Here is a 21,137-nt window from a genome sequence, read left to right as displayed (position 1 = left end):
AGCGCTGCAACTTCTACAAGACAGTTCCTCGCGCTGCGGGCGCTAGGCTTAACAGAGTCATCGGACATGGATCTTCAAGGTCATCTTCTCTACATCGACATCACCCAGATATGCGGAATCGGCTGTGCCTTCTGTATGTACGCCGACAAGCACAAGGCGGGCATCAGCATGGAGCTATCAACGTTGGCGCGGGAAAACCTCGCTAAATTGATCAATGCCCCGGAGGTCAAGCGCATCTCCATCAGTGGTGAAGGCGAGCCACTAAACAACGCCAAAGTGTTCCACGAGATTCTCGGGTTGTCCGAAGGTGGCAAGTGCTTCGAATTCATCACTAGTGGGTTCTATCCACATGACAAGATGGCGGATTTCTACGACACGACTAACCGCATCGTTTCGGGTAACGGCGACACCTGCAACATCCGCTTGAGCGCCGACAGCCACCATATTGAGAAGGTAAAATGGCGGGCTCATGGGTTCAGCCTGGACTACCAGCGGCGCCGGCGACCGTCCGGGCTGAGCTTCTCGTTTCGCTCGATCGACACCGATCGTGACTTCACTCGCCAGTACCTGAAGTCCGAACTGGCCCGGTGGGGGGTCGAAGCAACCATCGAACCGCGGAGTGTGCTGGAAGACGTGCTGATCGCGGGCGGCGAGTGCTTCGGTATCGACTACAAGAACCTGGTACACCCCGCACCTGGAACCGCCCTGGGTTATCTGGACATGCTGGGCTACATCGAGGCGATTGAGTCCAAGGTCAACAAGCGCTTCACCTTCGGCAGCTTGAACAAAGCGCCGCAGGCCAACGGTCTGGATATCACGGTGAAGCCTAACGGCGGCGTATACCTGTATGGCATCGAGAACCAGCGCCTAGGCAATATCCACTTTGACCGGATCGATTGGCAACGGCTAGTTGCCTACGTACGGGAGACACCTCTGCCCCGAGCGCTCTATACGCAACCCTTGACAGAATTACTGGCTCGCCTGGAGAACACGGATCTGTTGCGTTCAATCATTGTCAAGACAAACAACCCCTACTGGCTGGTGAAGGAACTGGCAGGTCATGCCGGGCTGCTCGAAAAATGGGAGGTAGCATGATCGACTCACACAGCCACACCTCTTATTCGAAGCATGCGATCGGCACCGTCGACGAGTTAGTTCGCGCCTCGGTCGCCGCCGGTGTGACCATCTTAACCATCACCGACCACGCGCCGTTCCCCGTGGATACGGACAATCGTCTGCTCTCCTCCGAACTCGATCACTATTTCGCCGACATCGAGCGGGCGCGGGAGATCTACCGGGGGCAGATCACCATCCTGTGCGGCCTGGAGTTCGACTACATGCCAGGCACCGATGCCTTCAATCGCGAGCTGCTTACTCGTTACCCGATGGACTTCGTAATAGGCTCGATTCATTACGTGGAAGTTCCAGACGAAACCATGGTGAAGGTCTGGGAGCTGCCGCGCCTTGCTGGGCAGGCGTTTCTAGATCGCTACTTCGCCAATCTCGAAGGTCTGCTAGACAGTGGACTGTTCGATGCCGTAGGGCACGCCGACACCTTGCTGCGCGGAGTGCCGGAAGACATCGTCCTGCGCCGTTTCGAACCTTTGCTGGAGCCGCTCGCCCGAAGCGGTATTGCATTCGAGCTCAATGCCTCAGGTCTTCGAAAGTCGAGCCTGGACCCAGCAACGGGGGGGGAGGTTCAGGGCCTTTGGTCTTACCCGTCTCGGGAATTGGTGGCGCAGCTCATCGCACACGCAGTGCCCTTCACGGTTGGGTCTGATGCCCATGACCCGAGTGACGCTGGTGCGGGAATTACCGAGCTGCTCGCGGCCCTGCGGCCTTCGGGGCTGAAGAGCATTAGTTACTACGAGAGGCGCCGACGAATCGATGTTGCCCTCGACAGCCTGGCGTTACCGGGCACACCAGCAGCTTTGGCAGAAGGACTTGAACGGCCTTGAACATGATTTCCCCCGGATATTCCGCGCTATGGTCCGAGGTACTTAATAGCCCGGTTGATGTCCAGTTGGCGATGTTTCGTCAGGCTTCCGCTCAGCCTTGTGCTGATGATGTGAAAACTGGTTTCCGCGCGTTCGCTGCCGACCTGTTTGCACGCGAACTGGTCAGCATGGCCGAGTATGTTTCGATTTTTGGCGGCACTGCCCTGAACTACCTTACACCTGCCGAGCCGGGGTTGTTCCGCGACATGGTCAGGGGAACCGATGCCACAGTACTGGCCGGGATCTACAGCCGTGCAAAATACGGCAGTGTGGGTGATATCCAGTGTCTCGCACGACAGCTGATCGACTACCTCTGCGATGAGCTGGATAGGTCAGACTCGCAATGGTCACGCCTGTTCCGGAAAGCCAAGGCTTGTGGTGACAACGTGGTGATGATGACCACTGGTTGGCGCAACGTGCCGTCCACGGCGAACGTGCTCTATGAGATCGTGGTCGAGGAGGTCAACGTCAAACTAGCGCATATGGCGTTGCCGACAATCATCAACGTCAAGCTGCCCAGGATTGCGCCGCCCTGCGAGGATTACGCCAGCCTCAGCACCGACGAGCGCGAGCACGTCAATCTGATCCAAGATCATGTCATTCCGGCTGAGAATTTCTACCGCTGGAGCGGTGTGCATGTGATTTTCGGCGACGATGTGCTGGTCACCGGATCTACCGCCGACAAAGTGCTTTATGAATCCATGCGTAGCGGTGCCAAGTCGTTCCACGCGATCTACCCGGTGGCGATTGATCCCCGTGTGGCGCTCGGCGATGCCTCAGTCGAGGACCGACTGAATAGCGTGGCGGTCGAGCAGCGGCTGGATGATACCGTTGCGGAGCTGTTGTCTGCGCGGGACTACCAACCAATCCTGCGCACCCTGCGCCTGTTGTTCGGGGAGGGAAACCGAGAGTCGCTCGCCGCCTTCCTGCCGAAGGTGCCTGCGCCGACCTGGCTGCGTCTGTACAAGTCTGCCTTGGGTAACGAGTTTCTAAGTCAGCCGCAATGTGCTCCTTCCTTGGTGTTGCTGAGGGAGTACCTGACAAATGCCGAGTTGTTAAGTACCAATGGCAGGGCGATTCATCCGTGAACAGCTGCCTTCATGGTCCCGTTCGATATGTGAGCTATTGGGAAAATGCCCCTGGGCAGGTCATGCCAGCCTATGTCGCGCTGGCATTGGTCTCGATGCGTAGAGCCCTGGGTGAGCGCTTTCAATTGCTTACACCACGGACAGTCCAGGACCTGATCGACCCTCGAATCCTTGCTAAGCCATGGGCCTTTGAACCGTTGCCATTTACTCTGGCGGAGGGGATCGAGGCCATAGTTGCCAAGAGCGACTTCATCCGCATGGCCTTCGTCCATCGATATGGAGGCGCGTGGGTGGATGCGGACACACTGTTCTTGCGCGACCCAACCAGCTCGCTGTTTCCGGCAGGCCTCAGTCATAAGCTGCATTGGCATAGTGAATGTATTTTCGCGTCCCAACCGGGAAACCCCCTGCTTGCCCGGGCGTTGGCTACTGGACTGGAAGGAGGTGCCCATACGTGGGGCAATCCTGGGCGTATCAAGGACATCGTGGCGCAATCTGCTGACGAGTTGGTGCCTATTGCCGGAGATGTCGTCGACCCCGGCTATCGTCCGCGGTACAACTTCGCAAACTGTGAGGTGATGCGTCGCCGGGATGTCAGCGTTGTAGATTTTCTGGTGAGAGATACAGCCATGCTCAAGCTCTACAACACCTACTTTCGGCGTACGGCAAAGCGTATGGAGTCTGTTGAAGAATTCCTCTCTAGCGGTACCTTGCTGGCCAGATTGTTCCTGCACATAGAGGCTGATCGTGGCTATTGGTTGGGAGAGAGCGAGCGGCTGAGGGGCACCGTTTGTTGATGTGTAAGTGTCAGTGTTACTGCGCTTGCGCGCAGATGAATTTGGCACTCACTGACCTCACTCAGGTTTAACTGCTGAGTTATCACCTCATGGACGGTCGGTGTGCCACGGTGAGGGGATGCGTGGGCAACGTACAACCATGCGGGCACGCGCGTTGGTAGTGGGCCGAACTCGAGCTCAATGCGTACCAGGTCGAATACTTCAGTCGTCCGTCCGCTCGGAGTCCAGGCGAGCGGGGCAGTGCGATGATCGGGCTGCGTTACTTCGAGAGGACATTCGAGCTCCAAGTTTATGGTCCCTGGGTGACAGTCTGCGACCTCGGGGAAGTCCTTGCTGATCAGGGGCAACTGGCGGGCGAGGGTTCCCTGCGCGACGCCCAGACCGGGCACTATCCGCGCTCTGAGCGAATGGAGTTGCTCAGTTTCGGATCTAGTGGCCAACAACTCGTGAAGATTGTCCAACAGAGTTGCTATTGAGAACGCATTCATGTCCTTCTTGCCGGTGCGCCGGATCTGACCAGTGTTTTGCTGGCTATAGACGACCCGAGTCAAAGGAGACGGTGGGGGTAGCCACGGGTTGGCTTGTCCGGGCATGGCTGGGTAGATTGCCACCAGCTTTGTTTCTAGGCCGACCGCCATGTGAACAATTGCCGTGTCGACACTGATTACGACCTGTGCGCAGCAGATGTACCTGGCGGCATCCTTGGGGGATGCCAGTCCATGGACGACGCGCACGTTTCGTCTAGCCGCCGCGACTTCCATACTCAGCGCATCTGCTCGGGTCGCGGGGCTACACAGGATGCCGATAGACCAGGTTGGATAAGCATCGGCGATGGCGTGCAGCAAGCTCACGGATCTATCGAAGGCCAAGCATTTGTCTGGGCGGCTGGCGTAGGGATTGAATAGGATTCTCGGGGCGAGGTTGGGGTTCTGCATCTTGTCAGGAAGAGGAACTATGTACTTTCTATCGACCAGGCGTACACCCAAGTCTATGAGTACGCGTCGGTAGCGCTCGGCCATGTCGAGGCCGGCAGTCATTTCTCCGAGCTTGCGATTGACACAGCGTAAATGGTCATCAAGGGAGTACACGCGGGACGGGCGCAAGAGTCGCAAAAAAAGGATCTCCGCAGGCTGGATCCTCCCTACCAGATGCACCACGGCATCGACCTGTCCAAGCTGCTGCGCCAGGCGACGAAGTTCGAGTAGTCCTGGGTTGGCGTTCGTAATCACGACCTGATCCACACCAAAGTCCAGCGCGTGCATCTGGGCAAGCTCTGCGACCGTCAGTACGGTCACTCTGGCATTGAGTTTGCGAGCCTCGCGAAAGAAGAAGGATGAAACGATCGAGTCGCCTAGCTTGGCATCCCAGCGAGGGACAAGAATGTGCAGATTTCCCTCCGTAGGCCTGGGCTGCAACGACCTATCGACAAGTAAGCGAAACACCACACGCATGCATGCTTTAGATGCGTTTCGCAGGAATGACATTTTATGTAGGCTCAATTTTCCACGGGACCGGGTGGACACTAAAGCAGGGCCGAAAGTTTGCCTATCAAAACAGGCTTGGTTCGATCTGTATGTGTCATTTGAGGTGGCCTTGACTGGCATATATGGACGTCGGTCGTTGGCTATCTGTGCTTCTCTCTGGGACGCTGGAGCAGCGAACAAGGCAACTCACCTTCTACCAGTCGAGTGACTGTAGTCATGCAATAAGTGGTTGCTCTCAGCTCAGTAACGAGTTGCAGCCTATACTCCAGCTTATGGCTAGTACTCAAAATTCTGGTTCGCCGAACGGGCGGGCCAGGCTTGGGGGCACGGTTTAGGCACAGAATTGGCACAACCCGAAAACCAACCTAAATCGAGCTGTTCAGGCAGTGCTCATTTTCCGCTTCAAGCAGGGCTGATTGAATTCAAGGCGTAGCTGGGATGAGGGCAGGTTGATTTATCGTCTCTTATAAAACGCTTGATAAATCAATGAGATATGGCGCACCAGGCGGGATTCGAACCCACGACCCCCGCCTTCGGAGGGCGGTACTCTATCCAGCTGAGCTACTGGTGCGTATGTGTTGCGGCGGTCTATTTGACCATTAGCTGACACCCTTCTCAACTCGACGAGTATTGCCTTCGGAGGGCAGTACTCTATCCAGCTGAGCTACGAGTGCAACGATTCGGTGACGCTGAATCGGTCGCCATCATACTCACCTTGCCCCCGACCGTCCATGCCCGGATGCACGATGTTGTTGATTTTGAACGACTGTTTCGCGAGGTGTGGTGAGGGCTGCATAAACAAGGAGGAGGGCCGCGCGAAAACCGCTCCGGCGCTCTTGCGCGGGGGTTCAATATTCTCCTAGGATGCGTTCAATATTTCGAACGCCCAGGGTGGTTCGAACGTTGCTCGAGCGGGCGCTGAACGGTGGCGATGCCAGCGTTTCCAGGCCTGACCCTATCGCAGGCGCAGGGGTGTCATGCCCTTGCTTCCGGCCCTTTCAGCCAAGGAGACCGTAATGCAGCTCAAAGACGCTTCCCTGTTTCGCCAGCAAGCCTATGTCGACGGCGCCTGGATCGACGCCGACAGCGGTGCCACCGTCAGCGTGGACAACCCGGCCACCGGCGAGACCCTGGGCACCATTCCCAAGCTCGGCCGCGCCGAGACCAAGCGCGCCATCGACGCCGCCAACCGCGCCCTGCCGGCCTGGCGCGCGCTGACCGCCAAGGAGCGTTCGGCCAAGCTGCGTCGCTGGTACGAGCTGATGATCGAGAACCAGGACGACCTGGGCCGGCTGATGACCCTGGAGCAGGGCAAGCCGCTGGCCGAAGCGAAGGGCGAGATCGCCTATGCCGCCTCCTTCATCGAGTGGTTCGCCGAAGAAGCCAAGCGCATCTATGGCGATACCATCCCCGGTCACCAGGCCGACAAGCGCATCCTGGTGATCAAGCAGCCCATCGGCGTCACCGCCGCCATCACGCCGTGGAATTTCCCCACCGCGATGATCACCCGCAAGGCCGGTCCGGCCCTGGCCGCCGGCTGCACCATGGTCATCAAGCCCGCCAGCCAGACCCCGTACTCGGCCCTGGCCCTGGTCGAACTGGCCGAGCGCGCCGGCATTCCCAAGGGCGTGCTGAGCGTGGTCACCGGTTCCGCCGCCGAAATTGGCGCCGAGCTGACCGAAAGCCCCATCGTGCGCAAGATCTCTTTTACCGGCTCCACCGAGATCGGTGCCAAGCTGATGGAGCAGAGCGCGCCCACCATCAAGAAGCTGTCGCTGGAGCTGGGCGGCAACGCGCCCTTCATCGTCTTCGACGACGCCGACCTGGACAAGGCCGTGGAAGGCGCCATCGCCTCCAAGTACCGCAACGCCGGCCAGACCTGCGTCTGCGTCAACCGCCTCTATATCCAGGACGGTGTCTACGACGCCTTCGCCGAGAAGTTCAAGGCCGCGGTAGCCAAGCTCAAGGTCGGCAACGGCCTGGAAGAGGGTGTGACCATCGGCCCGCTGATCGACGCCAAGGCTGCGGCCAAGGTCAAGGAACACATCGACGACGCCGTGAGCCAGGGCGCCAAGGTCATCGCCGGGGGCAAGGCCCACGCCAACGGTGGCAGCTACTTCGAACCGACCATCCTCGCCGACGTGCCCAAGAGCGCCAAGGTGTCCAAGGAAGAGACTTTCGGCCCGCTGGCGCCGCTGTTCCGCTTCAAGGACGAGGCCGAGGTCATCGAACTGGCCAACGACACCGAGTTCGGCCTGGCCTCCTACTTCTATGCCCGCGACCTGTCCCGCGTGTTTCGCGTGGCCGAGGCGCTGGAGTACGGCATGGTCGGCATCAACACCGGCCTGATCTCCAACGAGGTCGCGCCCTTCGGCGGCGTCAAGGCCTCGGGCCTGGGCCGCGAAGGCTCCAAGTACGGCATCGAGGAATACCTGGAGATCAAGTACCTCTGCCTGGGCGTCTGATACCGCTTTCGGCTGGGCCTGTTGGGCTTCGCGGCGCTCAACCCAACCTACGATAAATGTAGGTTGGGTTGAGACGGCTTTATGGTCGCAGCCCAACAGCCCCTCGGTCTGATCCAAAGCTTTTCCCGGCGCGGACGCCGGGCCGTTGGCAGTCGATCATCGTATGCTGCCCGGAATCCGGTCCGCGTCTTTCCCGTAGCCGGCCGCCACGATGAGCGGCCATCGAGGACTGCAATGAGCCACACCAATGATTCCCTGATGCACCGTCGCAGCGCCGCCGTCGCCCGTGGCGTCGGCCAGACCCACCCGATCTTCGTCGCCCGCGCGGAGAACGCCAAGGTCTGGGACGTCGAGGGCAACGAGTTCCTGGACTTCGCCGGCGGCATTGCCGTGCTCAACACCGGCCACCTGCATCCGCGCGTGGTGGCGGCCGTGCAGGAGCAGCTGACCAAGGTCTCCCACACCTGCTTCCAGGTGCTGGCCTACGAGCCCTACGTCGAGGTCTGCGAAAAGCTCAACGAACTGGTGCCGGGCAACTTCCCAAAAAAGACCGCACTGTTCAACTCCGGCTCCGAAGCCGTGGAGAACGCCGTCAAGATCGCCCGCGCCGCCACCCAGCGCGCCGGCGTCATCGCCTTCTCCAGTGCCTATCACGGCCGCACCATGATGACCCTGTCGCTGACCGGCAAGGTCGCGCCCTATTCAGCCGGCATGGGCCTGATGCCCGGCGGCGTCTATCGCGCGCTCTATCCCTGCGAACTGCACGGCATCAGCGTCGATGACGCCATCGCCAGCGTCGAGCGCATCTTCAAGAACGATGCGGCCCCTGGCGACATCGCGGCCATCATCCTCGAGCCGGTGCAGGGCGAGGGCGGTTTCTATGCCGCGCCCAAGGAATTCATGCAGCGCCTGCGCAAGCTGTGCGACACCCACGGCATCCTGCTGATCGCCGATGAAGTCCAGTCCGGCGCCGGTCGGACCGGCACCTTCTTCGCCATGGAGCAGATGGGCGTCGATGCCGACCTGGTGACCTTCGCCAAATCCATCGCCGGCGGTTTCCCGCTGTCGGGCGTGACCGGCCGGGCCACGGTGATGGATGCCGTCACCCCGGGTGGCCTGGGCGGCACCTACGCCGGCAGCCCCATCGCCTGCGCCGCGGCCCTGGCGGTGATCGAGACCTTCGAGGAAGAGCAGCTGCTGGACCGCTCCAAGGCCGTGGGTGAACGCCTCACCGCAGGTCTGCGCGAACTGGCCGCCAAGCACGCGCAGATCTGTGACGTCCGTGGCCTGGGCGCCATGATCGCCATGGAGCTGGGCAAGGGGGGCGACATCGAGCAGCCCGATGCCGAGCTGACCAGCCAGATCGTGGTCCGGGCGCGCCAGAAGGGCCTGATCCTGCTCAGCTGCGGCAGCTACGGCAACGTGCTGCGCATCCTCGTGCCGCTGACCGCCAGCGACGAAGAGCTGGATCGCGGCTTGGCCATTATCGGCGAGTGCTTTGCCGAATTGGCCTGAGTCCTGATCGGACCGCCCTCCCAGAGGGCGGTTTTTCTGTGACGCGCTTGGCATTAAGTCCGCTTTGCCGCATCATCCGCCGCTTCGCTTTCCTCAAGCAGGAGTGGGTTGGGATGCCGCCCCTGATACTTATCGTCGACGCCAATCCCTGGACCCGTGACCTGCTCAAGTCACTGGTGCTGGCCGTGCGTGCCGATGCCCTGGTGCACGAATACGGCCATGGCTATCAGGCCCTCGCCGAACTGGATCAGCGCAAGAGATGCGCGCTGATCATCGTCGAGCGACCGGCCGATTGCGATGGACTCGACCTGCTGCGCCGCATCCGCCAGCGCGGCGCCCAGCCGCTGCAGCCGGTGATCCTGCTGTCCGAACAGGCCGATGCCGCCTATGTGCGCGCTGCCCTGCGCCTGGCACCCACGGCCTATCTGGTCAAACCCTATGCGGCGGAAGAGGTGTTGCGCCGTCTGCGCAGTCTGTTGCCACCGGCGGGAGACGCGTCCCGGGCGGCCAGTAGTGCCGCGGCCCTGGGATCGCTCGACGATCATCTGCAGCGGATGGCCGCCGAAATCGACGCCGTGCCACTGTTCGCCGATCTGCCGGCCACCATCGAGCGCTGTCGCGAGAGCGAGAGTTGCAGCCTGGGGGAGCTGGAAACCGAGTTCGGCCAGGATCCCCTGGTCACGGCGACCCTGATCGCGGCGGCCAACAGCGCTTCCCAGCGCGTTGGCCAATCCTGCCAGACCCTCAGCCAGGCCCTGCCGCGGCTGGGCGTCGGCTTCACCCTCAATCTGGTCCTAGGCCTGAGTCTGCGGCGAGCAACCCGCCTGGCCGAGCCGCTGCTGGCCGGACGCGCCGAGGGCTATCTGCGCCTGGCCCAGCGCGCCGCCGACTGCGCCCGGCTGCTGGCGCTGCGCTATGTGCGCGAAGACGCCGAGCGCTGCTATACCGCCGGCCTGCTGCATCGCCTGGGTGAACTGGCGGTGCTGCAAGGCGTGCAGCGCTGGTGCGACGGGGGTGGCGTCATCGAGGAGGCCGCGCTGGAGCGCGCGCTGCTGAGCTACAGCCTGGAGTTTTCCGCGGAATTGCAGCGGCACTGGCGGCTGCCACTGGAGTTGCGCGAGCTGGTGGCCGCGGTGCACAGCCTGCATGGCGTGCTGCCCAAGCCGTCACTGATCCTGCACCTGGCGGCGCAGGCGGCGAACCCCGCCCCGGGCGAGTCTCTCGACACCCTGCTCGAGCACAAGGCCGGGCGCATGCTCGGTCTGGAGGCCGCCGTCTGGCAACTGGCGGTCACCCAGCTCCAGCTGGGTTAGCGTGCGCTGTCGGGGCGATAGCCCAGGCGCAGGCCGCCCCAGTGCCGGCCGTTCACCAGAATCGGCACCGAAAGGTCGTGCATCACCTCACCGGTGTCTCTCATGTAGGTCTGCAGCAGCAGGCGGCGCTGATGGCTGCCGCAGCGCTTGCCGGTGCGATCGCTGAACAGGCGCTTGCTGCGACTGCGCGCCGTATCCACTGCCACGTCGCCGGTGGGTGCATGGGCGAAGGCGCGGTTGTGGGTGGGCACATAGCCTTCCGGCGTACAGGCGATGGCGAAGACCAGGCCGGGATGCTGGTCCAGCAGCGGCTCCTGGATCGCCGGTAGCACGCCATCGGTATAGCTGTCGAAACGGGTGCGGTACTTGGCCGGCTGACTGCCGGGCACGGGCTGGTACTGGCGGTCGAAGAGGGCGTCCTGGGTGATGCGCCCGGCGGCCAGGTCTTCCTCGAAGCGCCGGCCGATGGCATCCGCGCCCTGGCGCGCCAGTTCGAAGATGCGCTGGTGATAGCTGTCCAGGCCGACCTCGGCCAGGCGTTCGCTGCTGGCTTCGGCCATGTCCACCAGTTCGTCGGCGGCGCCGCTGAGCCGGCTGGTCTGGCGCTCGCTGTCGGCGAGATCGCTGTGCACCTGCTCCATCGCCTGGGCCAGGCTTTCCAGCTGGGCGAGATTGGCCGAGGTGCCCTGGGCGATATCCGCCGCCTGGCGCTCGGCGGTCCGCGCCAGCTGGGCGATCTCCTGCAGGCCTTCGCCAGTGCGCTCGACCTGGCGCACCCCGTCGTCCAGCGCCTGGGCCAGTTGCTGGATCTGCGCCACCACGGCGTCGGTCTGCTGGCTGATGTCGGCGACGATCAGCCCCACCTCGCCGGTCGCGCTGGAGGTCCGCGCCGCCAGGCCCCGGACCTCATCGGCGACCACCGCGAAGCCGCGCCCATGTTCCCTGGCGCGCGCGGCCTCGATGGCGGCATTGAGCGCCAGCAGGTTGGTCTGGCTGGCGATACCCTGGATGACCTCGGTGACCTGCTGGATCTTGTCGGTGCGGGCACTCAGGCCGGCGATCAGTTCGCGGCTCTGGCGGGCGTGCTCGCTGAGGGCGCGGATGGCGGCGATCGCCGTACTCAGGGCGTCCTGGCCGGCCTCGCTGCGCCGGTGCACCTGCTGCGCCACCGCCAGGGCCTGGCGGGCGCTGTCGGCGCTGTCATGCTCGGTCTGGGTGAGGGCAGCGGCGCTGCTGGAAATCTGCGCGGCCGTGCTGGCCTGGGATTGCACCCGTGCCGCCAGTTGCTGGGCGGCAAAGGCCACACCGGCGATGGCCACGGCGTTGCGCGCCGTGCTGCGCGAGAGATCGCTGGTCAGCTCGTCGAAGGACTGGCTCGGCGCGGGCGGCGCTGTAGGCCTGCGCAGCAGCAACCAGGGCCAGAGGGCAGCGGCGAGCACCAGTCCCATACCGGCGGCGATGGGTAGCGCCAGCCACTGCCAGAGCAGCAGCGTGGCCATGAGGATGGCCAGGTGAAGCGACAAAACGACGGGCCAGCGCCTGGGCATGCGACCTCCTTGTTATTCTGCTCGATCGAGGACGAAGTGTGACGGCTGTCAGTTTCGTCGATCATGGAGCCCGCTTTCCGGAGGTTGCAACCGCTGTCTGGTCCCGGCGGCTACGACTTTGGTCTTAGCCGCCTGCGGGGGACTCAGGGCGTACGCGGCAGGAAATGCAGCGGCGCACCCCGTTGCAGCCCGGCCAGTACCGGGTGGTCCTTGACCAGTTCCACCTCGATCACCTCGCTCTGCTCCGGCACCCTCAGGGTGATCCGGGTGGTGGCGCCCAGCGGCCGGATGTCGCGCACTTCGGCCGCGTGATAACCCGCTCGCGGCTCGCGCTCCAGTTCCACCTCGTGCGGACGGAACAGTACCTCCTGCTCGCCCAGGGCCAGGCGGTTGGAGTCACCGAGGAAGTGATAGACGAAGTCGCTCGCCGGCTGTTCGTAGACTTCGGCGGGCGAGCCGACCTGCTCGATCTGGCCCTTGTTCATCACCACGATGCGATCGGCCACCTCCATGGCTTCCTCCTGGTCGTGGGTGACGAATACCGAGGTCAGGTGGATCTCCTCGTGCAGCCGTGCCAGCCAGCGACGCAACTCCTTGCGCACCTTGGCATCCAGCGCGCCGAAGGGTTCGTCGAGCAGCAAGATCTTGGGCTCCACCGCCAGCGCGCGGGCCAGGGCGATGCGCTGGCGCTGGCCGCCGGAGAGTTGCTCGGGATAGCGATCGGCCAGCCAGTCGAGCTGCACCATGTTCAGCAACTCGTGCACCTTGCTGGCGATCTGCGCCTCGCTCGGCCGCTCGCGGCGCGGCTTCATGCGCAGGCCGAAGGCCACGTTGTCGAACACCGTCATGTGGCGGAACAGCGCGTAGTGCTGGAAGACGAAGCCGACATTGCGATCGCGCACGTCACGCCCGGAGACGTCTTCGCCATGGAAACCGATGTTGCCGGTATCCGGCGCTTCCAGGCCGGCGATGATGCGCAGCAGGGTGGTCTTGCCGCAGCCCGAGGGGCCGAGCAGGGCGACCAGCTCGCCACTCTCGATGTGCAGGTTGATGTCCTTGAGCGCCTGGAAGGCGCCAAACCTCTTGTTGATACCCTGGATCTCGATACTCATGGCGCCTTATTCCTCGTCACGGTGCTGCAGTTGGCGGCTCAGGCGACTCTCGCTCCACTGCCGCAGCAGCAGGATCACCAGGGCCATCATCAGCAGCAGGATCGCCACGCTGAAGGCGGCGACGATGTTGTACTCGTTGTAGAGAATCTCGATGTGCAGCGGCAGGGTGTTGGTCAGGCCGCGGATATGGCCGGAGACCACCGACACCGCACCGAACTCGCCCATGGCCCGCGCGGTGCAGAGCACCACGCCATAGATCAGCGCCCATTTCACGTTGGGCAGGGTCACGTGCCAGAACAGTTGCCAGCCGCTGGCGCCCAGCAGGCGTGCCGCTTCTTCTTCCTGGGTACCCTGTTCCTGCATCAGCGGGATCAGTTCGCGGGCCACATAGGGAAAGGTGACGAAGATCGTCGCCAGCACGATGCCGGGCACGGCGAAGACGATCTGCACATCGACGCTCTGCAGATAGGGGCCCAGCAGCCCCTGGGCGCCGAACAGCAGCACATAGATGAGACCGGCGATCACCGGTGACACCGAGAAGGGCAGGTCGATCAGGGTGATCAGCAGGCTCTTGCCGGTGAACTCGAACTTGGTGACGCACCAGGCCGCGGCCAGGCCGAAGGCCAGATTCAGGGGCACCGAGATGGCGGTGGCGAACAGCGTCAGCTTGAGCGCCGAGAGCGCATCCGGTTCGCTGATGGCGTCCCAGAAGGCGCCGATGCCGTTGGCCAGGCCCTGGCTCAGCACCATGTACAGCGGCAGCACCAGGACCAGCAGGAAGATCAGCCAGGCGCTGGCGATCAGCGCGATGGCCACCGGGGTGCGCTGCTTGATGGCGCGCGCATCGGCCTTGGTCGAAGTCATGAGGCTCATGCGGTCGTCCTTAGATGTTGGGCTGGATGCGGCGCTGCAGGATGTTGATCAGCAGCAGCATGACAAAGGACACCAGCAGCATGAACACGCCGATGCCGGTGGCACCGGTGTAGTCGTACTGGTCCAGCTTGGAGACGATGAGCAGCGGCAGGATCTCGGTCTTGAACGGGATGTTGCCGGCGATGAACACCACCGAACCGTACTCGCCCACGCCGCGGGCGAAGGCCAGGGCGAAACCGGTCAGCCAGGCCGGCAGCAGGGTCGGCACCAGCACGTAGCGGAACACCTGCCAGGGGCGCGCGCCCAGGCAGGTAGCGGCTTCCTCGATTTCCTTGGGGATGTCCGCCAGCACCGGCTGCAGGGTGCGCACCACGAAGGGCAGGGTGACGAAGATCAGCGCCAGGGTGATGCCGATCGGGGTATAGGCGATCTTGAAGGGAAACAGCGAGCCTATCATGCCGTTGGGCGCATAGAGCGCGGTCAGGGCGATGCCGGCCACGGCGGTGGGCAGGGCGAAGGGCAGGTCGACCATGGCATCGATCAGCTTGCGCCCGGGAAACTCGTAGCGCACCAGCACCCAGGCCAGCAGGGTGCCGAGGATGCCGTTGACCAGCGCGGCGAGCAGGGCCGTGCCAAAGGACAGCTGCAGCGCGGCCAGCACCTGGCGCCCGGTGATCAGCGACCAGAATTGCCCGAGGGTCAGCTGGCTGGCATGGAGGAACATGGCGCCCAGCGGGATCAGCACGATCAGCGCGAGGTAGGTCAGGGAGAATCCCAGGGTCAACCCGAAGCCGGGTATGACCGGGGAGAGACGGCGAGACATGAGACGTCCTTCTGCAAGGCGCCCCGGCGATGCATTCGCCAGGGCGCAGAGGGGTGGAACGATACCTGCTCCGGGCCGGTCAGCGTGAGCCGTCCCGGCCGCGGCGCTATTTGTTGATGTCGGCGAAGATCTTGTCGAACACGCCGCCGTCGGCGAAGTACTTCGGCTGCGCCGCTTTCCAGCCGCCGAATTCCTGGTCGATGGTCACCAGCTTGACCGGCTTGAACTGATCCTTGAATTCCGCCGCCACCTTGGCATCGCGGGGGCGATAGAAATTCTGCGCGGCGATGCGCTGGCCCTCGGGGCTGTACAGATACTGCAGGTAGGCCTCGGCCTGCTTGCGCGTGCCCTTTTTGTCGACCACCTTGTCTACCACGGCTACCGGCGGCTCGGCCAGGATCGACAGCGACGGGGTGACGATCTCCAGCTGGTCGCCACCTTCTTCCTTGAGGGACAGATAGGCTTCGTTTTCCCAGGCGATCAGCACGTCGCCCAGCTGGCGCTGCACGAAGCTGATGGTGGCGCCACGTGCGCCGGTGTCCAGCACCGGGGCGTGGCGATAGAGCTCTGTGACGAACTTGAGGGCCTCGGCATCGCTGCCGTACTTGGCCTTGGCATAGGCCCAGGCGGCGAGGAAGTTCCAGCGGGCACCGCCGGAGGTCTTGGGATTGGGGGTGATGACCTGGACATCCTTCTTCACCAGGTCGTCCCAGTCCTTGATGCCCTTGGGATTGCCCTTGCGCACCAGGAAGACGATGGTCGAGGTGTAGGGGGTGCTGTTGTCCGCCAGACGCCTCTGCCAGTTCGGGTCGACCAGTTGCTGGTGCAGATTGAGGGCATCGATGTCGCCGGACAGCGCCAGGGTCACCACGTCGGCCTGCAGGCCATCGATCACCGAGCGCGCCTGCTTGCCGGAGCCACCATGGGAATTCTTGATGGTCACGTCTTCGCCGGTTTCGGTCTTCCAGTGCTTGGCGAAGGCGGCGTTGTACTGCTGGTAGAGCTCGCGGGTCGGATCGTAGGACACGTTGAGCAATTCAACGGCGTGGACCTGGGTGGCGAACAGGGCTCCGGCCAGCGCGGCCAGGGCGAAACGGCGAATCGACATGAAAAGGCTCCTTGACGTGAGAAAGCCGGACACCGTCTGGCGGGCGCCTTGCCCGCTCGTCCGCTGACCGCGAGAACTCAGGGCTTGTTGGCTTGGCCGGTCTGAGGCCGGAATTTTTCCTTGCGCTCGATCTGCACCACCTGTCCGTTGTGCACGGTGATCTCGATGGCGCCGAATCTCAATCCGCGCAAAGCCTGCTGGATATCGCGGAGCAGTGCGGTTTCGTCCTGGTTTTCCAGGCTGCGGAACGGAACGGAGCTCATGGGGTGGCGTCCTCGTGTACAGCGGTGGGCGGGGAGGTGGCGCCATCTTAGGGGGCTGATCTTTATTTCTTAAAATTGCTAATAATGCTTTGTTTATTCACTTTTAGAATTAGCAGTCTGTGAAGGACACGTTGTGTAGCAAAAGGGAGGGCTGGATTTATCGCCCACCCCGGCAATAATGCGCGAACGCCTGTTCACTGAACTTTCAGCGACAGTTGCACCACACAACCCGCGCGAGGTCCTCTGCGTCCATGAGCTACAACGGCCTGCTTGACCTGTCGGTCTGGCAACTGGTGGTGGTCACCCTGCTGCTGACCCACCTGACCATTGTCAGTGTCACCGTCTACCTGCATCGCTACTCCGCCCACCGTTCGCTGGAGCTGCATCCCGCGCTCAGGCACGCCTTCCGCTTCTGGTTGTGGCTGACCACGGCGATGAACACCCGCGAGTGGACCGCCATTCACCGCAAGCACCACGCCAAGTGCGAAACCGAAGAGGACCCGCACAGCCCGGTGCACAAGGGCCTTGCCACCGTGGTGCGGCGCGGCGCCGAGCTGTACAAGGCCGAGGCGAACAACGCCGATACCCTGCGCATCTATGGCAAGAACTGCCCGGACGACTGGATCGAGCGCAAGCTCTACTCCAATCCACGCACCCGCAACATGGGCGTGGTGCTGTTGCTGCTGATCGACATCGCCCTGTTTGGTGCCCTGGGTCTCACCGTCTGGGCCGTGCAGATGGTCTGGATTCCCTTCTGGGCCGCGGGTGTGGTCAATGGCCTGGGCCATGCCGTGGGCTATCGCAACTTCGAATGCCGCGATGCCGCCACCAACCTCATCCCCTGGGGCATCGTCATCGGCGGCGAAGAGCTGCACAACAATCACCACACCTATCCCAACTCGGCCAAGCTGTCGGTCAAGCGCTGGGAATTCGACATGGGCTGGGCCTGGATCAAGCTGTTCACCTGGCTGCGTCTGGCCAAGGTCAACCGCGTCGCCCCCATCGCCCATCGCATCGAAGGCAAGGGACAGCTGGACATGGACACCGCCATGGCCATCCTCAACAACCGCTTCCAGATCATGGCTCAGTACCGCCAGCAGGTGATCGGCCCGCTGTTGCGCCAGGAGCGGGGCAGTGCGGCGCCCTCCCAGCGTCCGCTGTTCCGTCGCGCCCGGGGTCTGCTGGCCCGCGAGACCAGTCTGCTCAAGGCTCGCCATCAGGTGCGCATCGACGAACTGCTCGAGCACAGTCAGGCGCTGAAGCTGATCTACGAAAAGCGCCTGGCGCTGCAGCAGATCTGGGCCCGGACCAGTGCCAACGGCCACGACATGCTGGCCGCGACCCGGCAGTGGATCGGCGAAGCCGAAGCGAGCGGCATTCAGTCCCTGCGCGAATTCGCCGAACAGCTGAAAACCTATTCCCTGCGGCCGGCCGGAACCGCCTGAGAAAGGCTTCACAAAAGCCCACCGAAGCGGTGGGCTGCCCTATGCGGGGATTGAACCAGGCTGGTTTCAGCTGTCTCTAACTCCCTCAGGACCCCGCGTAGGCGCATGTGTATATGGATGAACAACCCTCTCTGTCTGCTCTTCCCACTCCGGAAGAGAATCTGCTGGCTCTCCTGCATTCGCGGGCCGAGACAGATCGCCTGCGTGACCGGGAGCAGCTGTTCAGCGCGCTGCTGGAAAGCGTCAACGCGGTGCTCTGGGCCCTGGACTGGCGCACTCGCCAGATCATCTATGTCAGCCCCGCCTACGAACAGATCTTCGGTCGCTCCCAGTCCCTGGTACTGAGCGACTACAGCACCTGGCTCAACAACATCTATCCCGACGATCTGGAGTACGCTCAGCGCACCCTGGAACAGGTGATCGAGCAGGGCGCCGTGGAGTCCCGCGAGTACCGCATCATCCGCGCCGACGGCGAGATCCGCTGGCTCAGCGACAAGTGCTTCGTCAGTCAGCGCAGCGAGGCCGGTATGCCGCTGCTGGTGGTGGGTATCGCCGAAGACATCACCGACAAGAAGCGCATGGAGGAGGAGCTGCAACGGCTCGCCACCACCGATGTCCTGACCCGCAGCAGCAATCGTCGACATTTCTTCGAGAGTGCCCAGCGCGCCTTCGAATTCTCCCAGAGCGAAGGCGAGCCCCTGGCCTTCCTGCTTCTCGACATCGACGACTTCAAGAAGATCAACGACCGCTTCGGTCACCAGATGGGCGATCAAGTGTTGCAGCGTGTTGCCGAATGCGGCGCCCAGACCACCCGCCGCGGGGATCTGTTCGGCCGTATCGGCGGCGAAGAATTCGCCCTGTTGCTGCCGGGCTGCGACAGCGACCTGGCGTTGCAGATCGGCGGGCGCCTGCAGCGCGCCGTGCGGCAGTTGGCGGTACCCAGTGCCGAGGGCCCGCTGAAGGTCACCATCAGTCAGGGCGTCACCGTGTTGCGGGAGGGCGACGAGTCCCTCGACACCCTTTATGTGCGGGCGGACGAGGCCATGTACCGCGCCAAGCGCCAGGGCAAGGATCAGGTCGTCCAGGGCTGAATATCCCTTGCCAGGCCGCGCCGGTGACAGCTCGGCCGGCTTGGTTCGCGGTTCCGTCCACCACTGTCACGTCATCCCACCCAGTCCACCGCACCCTTGCTTCCTTGTCCATCTGGCCTGCAGCCGATCTCTTCTCCGTGTCCTGTTGACCGTCCTTGCTGACGCGGCGATGCCCCCTCGATTGGAAGGAATGTGCCTGCGTGATCGACTGGGCAAGGTGGCCCTTGCAGCAGGGCATGCGGTGCGTCATACCGGGCGATAGGCGTCGTCTTCAGGGCAAATCGACTGAAAGAGGCGTCGCAAAAACTTACAAGTCCTTGAAGCAGATAGGGAATTCCTTCAGATCCTGCTTTTTTGATGCTGAGATCGGCCGGTTTTTAAGACCGAGCCAGTGCCTTGGGAGGCCCGTCCCAGAGCCTCAGCGCGTACGGATGGGGATGGCGTCTCCCAGGAAACGGCGAACCGTTCCATAGGCGTAGGCCGCGCAGGTTCCCTTGGGCCATGACCGAACAGTCAGAGCGGAAGACCACAGGGCGGGTTTTCAACCAGGTATCGCTAGACGAAATGCTTTTTTGCAATTAGCTTTCGCAACGTGGAAGACGGTGGCAGGGACCCTGTGCTGGAGGTCGCAACTTAAAAGTCGACCAGGCCCGGGATAATTCTCCAAATTGAAACAAAAGCCCTCTAGCTTTCCCTTCCGCACGGCCCGTCGGGCATACCACCAGCAGGCGCTGACACCTCTGGTGGCCGCATAACAACGATTCACCCCTGGAGCACTCATGGTCAAGAAGCCACTGGTGGTCGCGGTCTCCGCGGCCTGTCTGAACCTGTCCCTCATTGCCGCCGCCCACGCTGCCGGCTTCGTCGAAGACAGCAAAGCTACCCTCAGTCTGCGTAACTTCTACATCAACACAGACAACCGCAACGGTACGGCCAATCCTTCCCGCGTGATGGATTGGGGTCAGGGCTTCATGCTGAACTACCAGTCGGGCTTCACTCAGGGCACCGTTGGCTTCGGCGTCGATGCGGTCGGCATGCTGGGCCTGCGTCTGGACAGCGGTGGCAAGGCCAACGGCGGCACCGGTGGCAGCGTGCAGAACGGCACCATGTTCCCGCGCGATACCGATAACAGCGCTGTAGACGAGTTCAGCAGCCTGGGCGCTACCGCCAAGATGAAGATCTCCGAAACTGAGTTCCGCTACGGCACCCTGATGCCGAAGCTGCCGGTCGTGGTCTCCAATGACGGTCGTCTGCTACCGCAGACCTACCAGGGTGCTCAGATCACGTCCAAGGACATCAAGAACGTGACGCTGACCGCCGGCCAGCTCGAGCGTGCCAAGAACCGTAACTCCACCGACGAGGACGATCTGTCCATCGCCGGCTCCAACGGTGCTGCGAATGCCGCCCTGCGTCGCAACAGCGACCATTTCCGCTTCGTCGGTGCCGACTACAAGGTCACCAAAGACCTGACCCTGCAGTATTACTTCGGTCAGCTGGAAGACTTCTACAACCAGCACTTCCTGGGTCTGGTGCACAGCGTCAAGCTGGGCGACGGTACCTTCAAGACCGACCTGCGCTATTTCGATAGCAACAGCCAGGGCGAGAACCGCAAGGCCGACAGCACCGGTCTCTACGTGTCCAGCGGCTACTACGGTGGTACCCGTACCACTGGCGAGATCGACAACCGCCTCTACAGCGGCCTGTTCACCTACTCGATCTACGGCCACACCTTTGGCCTGGGCTATCAGGGCAGCAACGGCAACAGCGCCTTCCCCTACCTGAACGAGAACGGTGGCGCTTCGACCTATGCCATCACCGATATTCAGATCAACAACTTCACCCGTTCCGGCGAAGACACCTGGCAGGCTCGCTACTCCTATGACTTCGCTCAGCTGGGCGTCAAGGGTCTGACCGCTGGCGTCATCTATCAGCGCGGTGACAACATCCGTACCCGTACTGGCGACGCCATGGAATGGGAACGCGATCTGACCGTCAGCTACGTGATCCCGGAAGGCCAGCTGAAAGGTCTGGGCTTCACCTGGCGTAACGCCATGCTGCGCTCCGACCTGCCGGCCGTTTCCCAAGCCGGTGTGCCGGGCCAGCGTGACGTCGACGAAAACCGTCTGATCGTCAGCTACACCCTGCCGCTGCTCTAAGCCGCGCTCAGGTCAGAAAAAAGCCCGTCGCGAGACGGGCTTTTTCGTTTCCGCCGGAAA

Annotated in this window: 17 protein-coding genes and 1 tRNA gene; 10 read left to right on the top strand and 8 right to left on the bottom strand. The window is 62.6% G+C overall.

Annotated elements, in window-relative coordinates; genetic code table 11:
* The first annotated feature begins 66 nt into the window (after positions 1-66).
* From QE393_RS15585 to QE393_RS15570, 4 genes are read left to right on the top strand one after another with little or no spacing between them, the layout of a single operon-like run.
* Positions 67-1,095, top strand: a complete 1,029-nt coding sequence (locus QE393_RS15585; RefSeq protein WP_310044498.1) for a radical SAM protein — start codon at positions 67-69, stop codon at positions 1,093-1,095.
* On the top strand, positions 1,092-1,958 hold the full coding sequence (locus QE393_RS15580; protein WP_310044495.1) for a histidinol-phosphatase: 867 nt from the start codon (positions 1,092-1,094) through the stop codon (positions 1,956-1,958). The genes QE393_RS15585 and QE393_RS15580 overlap by 4 nt, the downstream gene beginning before the upstream one ends.
* Before the next feature lie 2 nt (positions 1,959-1,960).
* Complete coding sequence (locus QE393_RS15575; protein WP_310045643.1) at positions 1,961-3,085, top strand: hypothetical protein; 1,125 nt, start codon at positions 1,961-1,963, stop codon at positions 3,083-3,085.
* A complete protein-coding gene (locus QE393_RS15570; RefSeq protein ID WP_169917700.1) occupies positions 3,082-3,882 on the top strand; it encodes a glycosyltransferase in 801 nt (266 codons plus the stop codon). Before QE393_RS15575 ends, QE393_RS15570 begins: the two co-directional genes overlap by 4 nt.
* Here QE393_RS15570 and QE393_RS15565 read toward each other — a convergent pair.
* Positions 3,837-5,366, bottom strand: coding sequence for a glycosyltransferase family 9 protein (locus tag QE393_RS15565; protein WP_310044493.1), 1,530 nt, complete (start codon positions 5,364-5,366; stop codon positions 3,837-3,839). The two genes, QE393_RS15570 and QE393_RS15565, sit on opposite strands and share 46 nt — an antisense overlap.
* Positions 5,367-5,860: 494 nt before the next feature.
* Positions 5,861-5,937: transfer RNA gene (locus tag QE393_RS15560), tRNA-Arg, on the bottom strand.
* Positions 5,938-6,382: 445 nt separating this feature from the next.
* Here QE393_RS15560 and gabD point away from each other — a divergent pair.
* The 3 genes from gabD to QE393_RS15545 all read left to right on the top strand — a co-directional run bounded on the left by gabD (position 6,383) and on the right by QE393_RS15545 (position 10,659).
* A complete protein-coding gene (gene gabD, locus QE393_RS15555) occupies positions 6,383-7,831 on the top strand; it encodes an NADP-dependent succinate-semialdehyde dehydrogenase (protein ID WP_144956941.1) in 1,449 nt (482 codons plus the stop codon).
* A gap of 234 nt (positions 7,832-8,065) precedes the next feature.
* Positions 8,066-9,346: a 4-aminobutyrate--2-oxoglutarate transaminase gene (gene gabT / locus QE393_RS15550; RefSeq protein ID WP_273806584.1), complete on the top strand. Its 1,281-nt coding sequence runs from the start codon at positions 8,066-8,068 to the stop codon at positions 9,344-9,346.
* A 113-nt stretch (positions 9,347-9,459) separates the two neighbouring features.
* Positions 9,460-10,659, top strand: coding sequence for an HDOD domain-containing protein (locus QE393_RS15545; protein ID WP_310044490.1), 1,200 nt, complete (start codon positions 9,460-9,462; stop codon positions 10,657-10,659).
* Here QE393_RS15545 and QE393_RS15540 read toward each other — a convergent pair.
* The 6 genes from QE393_RS15540 to oscA all read right to left on the bottom strand — a co-directional run bounded on the left by QE393_RS15540 (position 10,656) and on the right by oscA (position 16,385).
* Positions 10,656-12,107 carry a methyl-accepting chemotaxis protein gene (locus QE393_RS15540; RefSeq protein ID WP_405046306.1) on the bottom strand — a complete coding sequence of 484 codons (1,452 nt, stop codon included), beginning with the start codon at positions 12,105-12,107 and terminating at the stop codon, positions 10,656-10,658. The genes QE393_RS15545 and QE393_RS15540 overlap by 4 nt on opposite strands.
* Before the next feature lie 242 nt (positions 12,108-12,349).
* Positions 12,350-13,318 carry a sulfate ABC transporter ATP-binding protein gene (locus QE393_RS15535; protein ID WP_310044485.1) on the bottom strand — a complete coding sequence of 323 codons (969 nt, stop codon included), beginning with the start codon at positions 13,316-13,318 and terminating at the stop codon, positions 12,350-12,352.
* 6 nt (positions 13,319-13,324) lie between these two features.
* Positions 13,325-14,182 carry a sulfate ABC transporter permease subunit CysW gene (cysW, locus tag QE393_RS15530; RefSeq protein WP_405046305.1) on the bottom strand — a complete coding sequence of 286 codons (858 nt, stop codon included), beginning with the start codon at positions 14,180-14,182 and terminating at the stop codon, positions 13,325-13,327.
* Between the two features lie 19 nt (positions 14,183-14,201).
* The gene (gene cysT / locus QE393_RS15525; RefSeq protein WP_133861341.1) at positions 14,202-15,014 is read right to left on the bottom strand and encodes a sulfate ABC transporter permease subunit CysT; all 813 of its coding nucleotides are present in this window, start codon (positions 15,012-15,014) and stop codon (positions 14,202-14,204) included.
* Positions 15,015-15,120: 106 nt separating this feature from the next.
* Positions 15,121-16,122: a sulfate ABC transporter substrate-binding protein gene (locus QE393_RS15520; protein WP_273806579.1), complete on the bottom strand. Its 1,002-nt coding sequence runs from the start codon at positions 16,120-16,122 to the stop codon at positions 15,121-15,123.
* A gap of 77 nt (positions 16,123-16,199) precedes the next feature.
* Positions 16,200-16,385, bottom strand: a complete 186-nt coding sequence (gene oscA / locus QE393_RS15515; protein WP_133861339.1) for a sulfur starvation response protein OscA — start codon at positions 16,383-16,385, stop codon at positions 16,200-16,202.
* A gap of 251 nt (positions 16,386-16,636) precedes the next feature.
* Here oscA and desA point away from each other — a divergent pair, with 251 nt between their 5' ends.
* The 3 genes from desA (at position 16,637) to QE393_RS15500 (ending at position 21,077) form a co-directional block, all read left to right on the top strand.
* Positions 16,637-17,830 (top strand): delta-9 fatty acid desaturase DesA, encoded by a 1,194-nt coding sequence (gene desA, locus QE393_RS15510; protein ID WP_133861338.1) that lies wholly within the window; start codon positions 16,637-16,639, stop codon positions 17,828-17,830.
* 113 nt (positions 17,831-17,943) lie between these two features.
* A complete protein-coding gene (locus QE393_RS15505; RefSeq protein ID WP_310044481.1) occupies positions 17,944-18,921 on the top strand; it encodes a sensor domain-containing diguanylate cyclase in 978 nt (325 codons plus the stop codon).
* 779 nt (positions 18,922-19,700) lie between these two features.
* A complete protein-coding gene (locus QE393_RS15500) occupies positions 19,701-21,077 on the top strand; it encodes an OprD family porin (protein ID WP_273806577.1) in 1,377 nt (458 codons plus the stop codon).
* The last annotated feature ends 60 nt before the right edge of the window (positions 21,078-21,137 follow it).

This window comes from Pseudomonas sp. SORGH_AS_0211 (assembly GCF_031453455.1).
In the GTDB taxonomy this organism is placed as follows: Bacteria; Pseudomonadota; Gammaproteobacteria; order Pseudomonadales; family Pseudomonadaceae; genus Chryseomonas; species Chryseomonas aestiva.
Note: the sequence above shows the minus strand (reverse complement) of the source record. Positions and strands in the feature narration are given on the sequence as shown.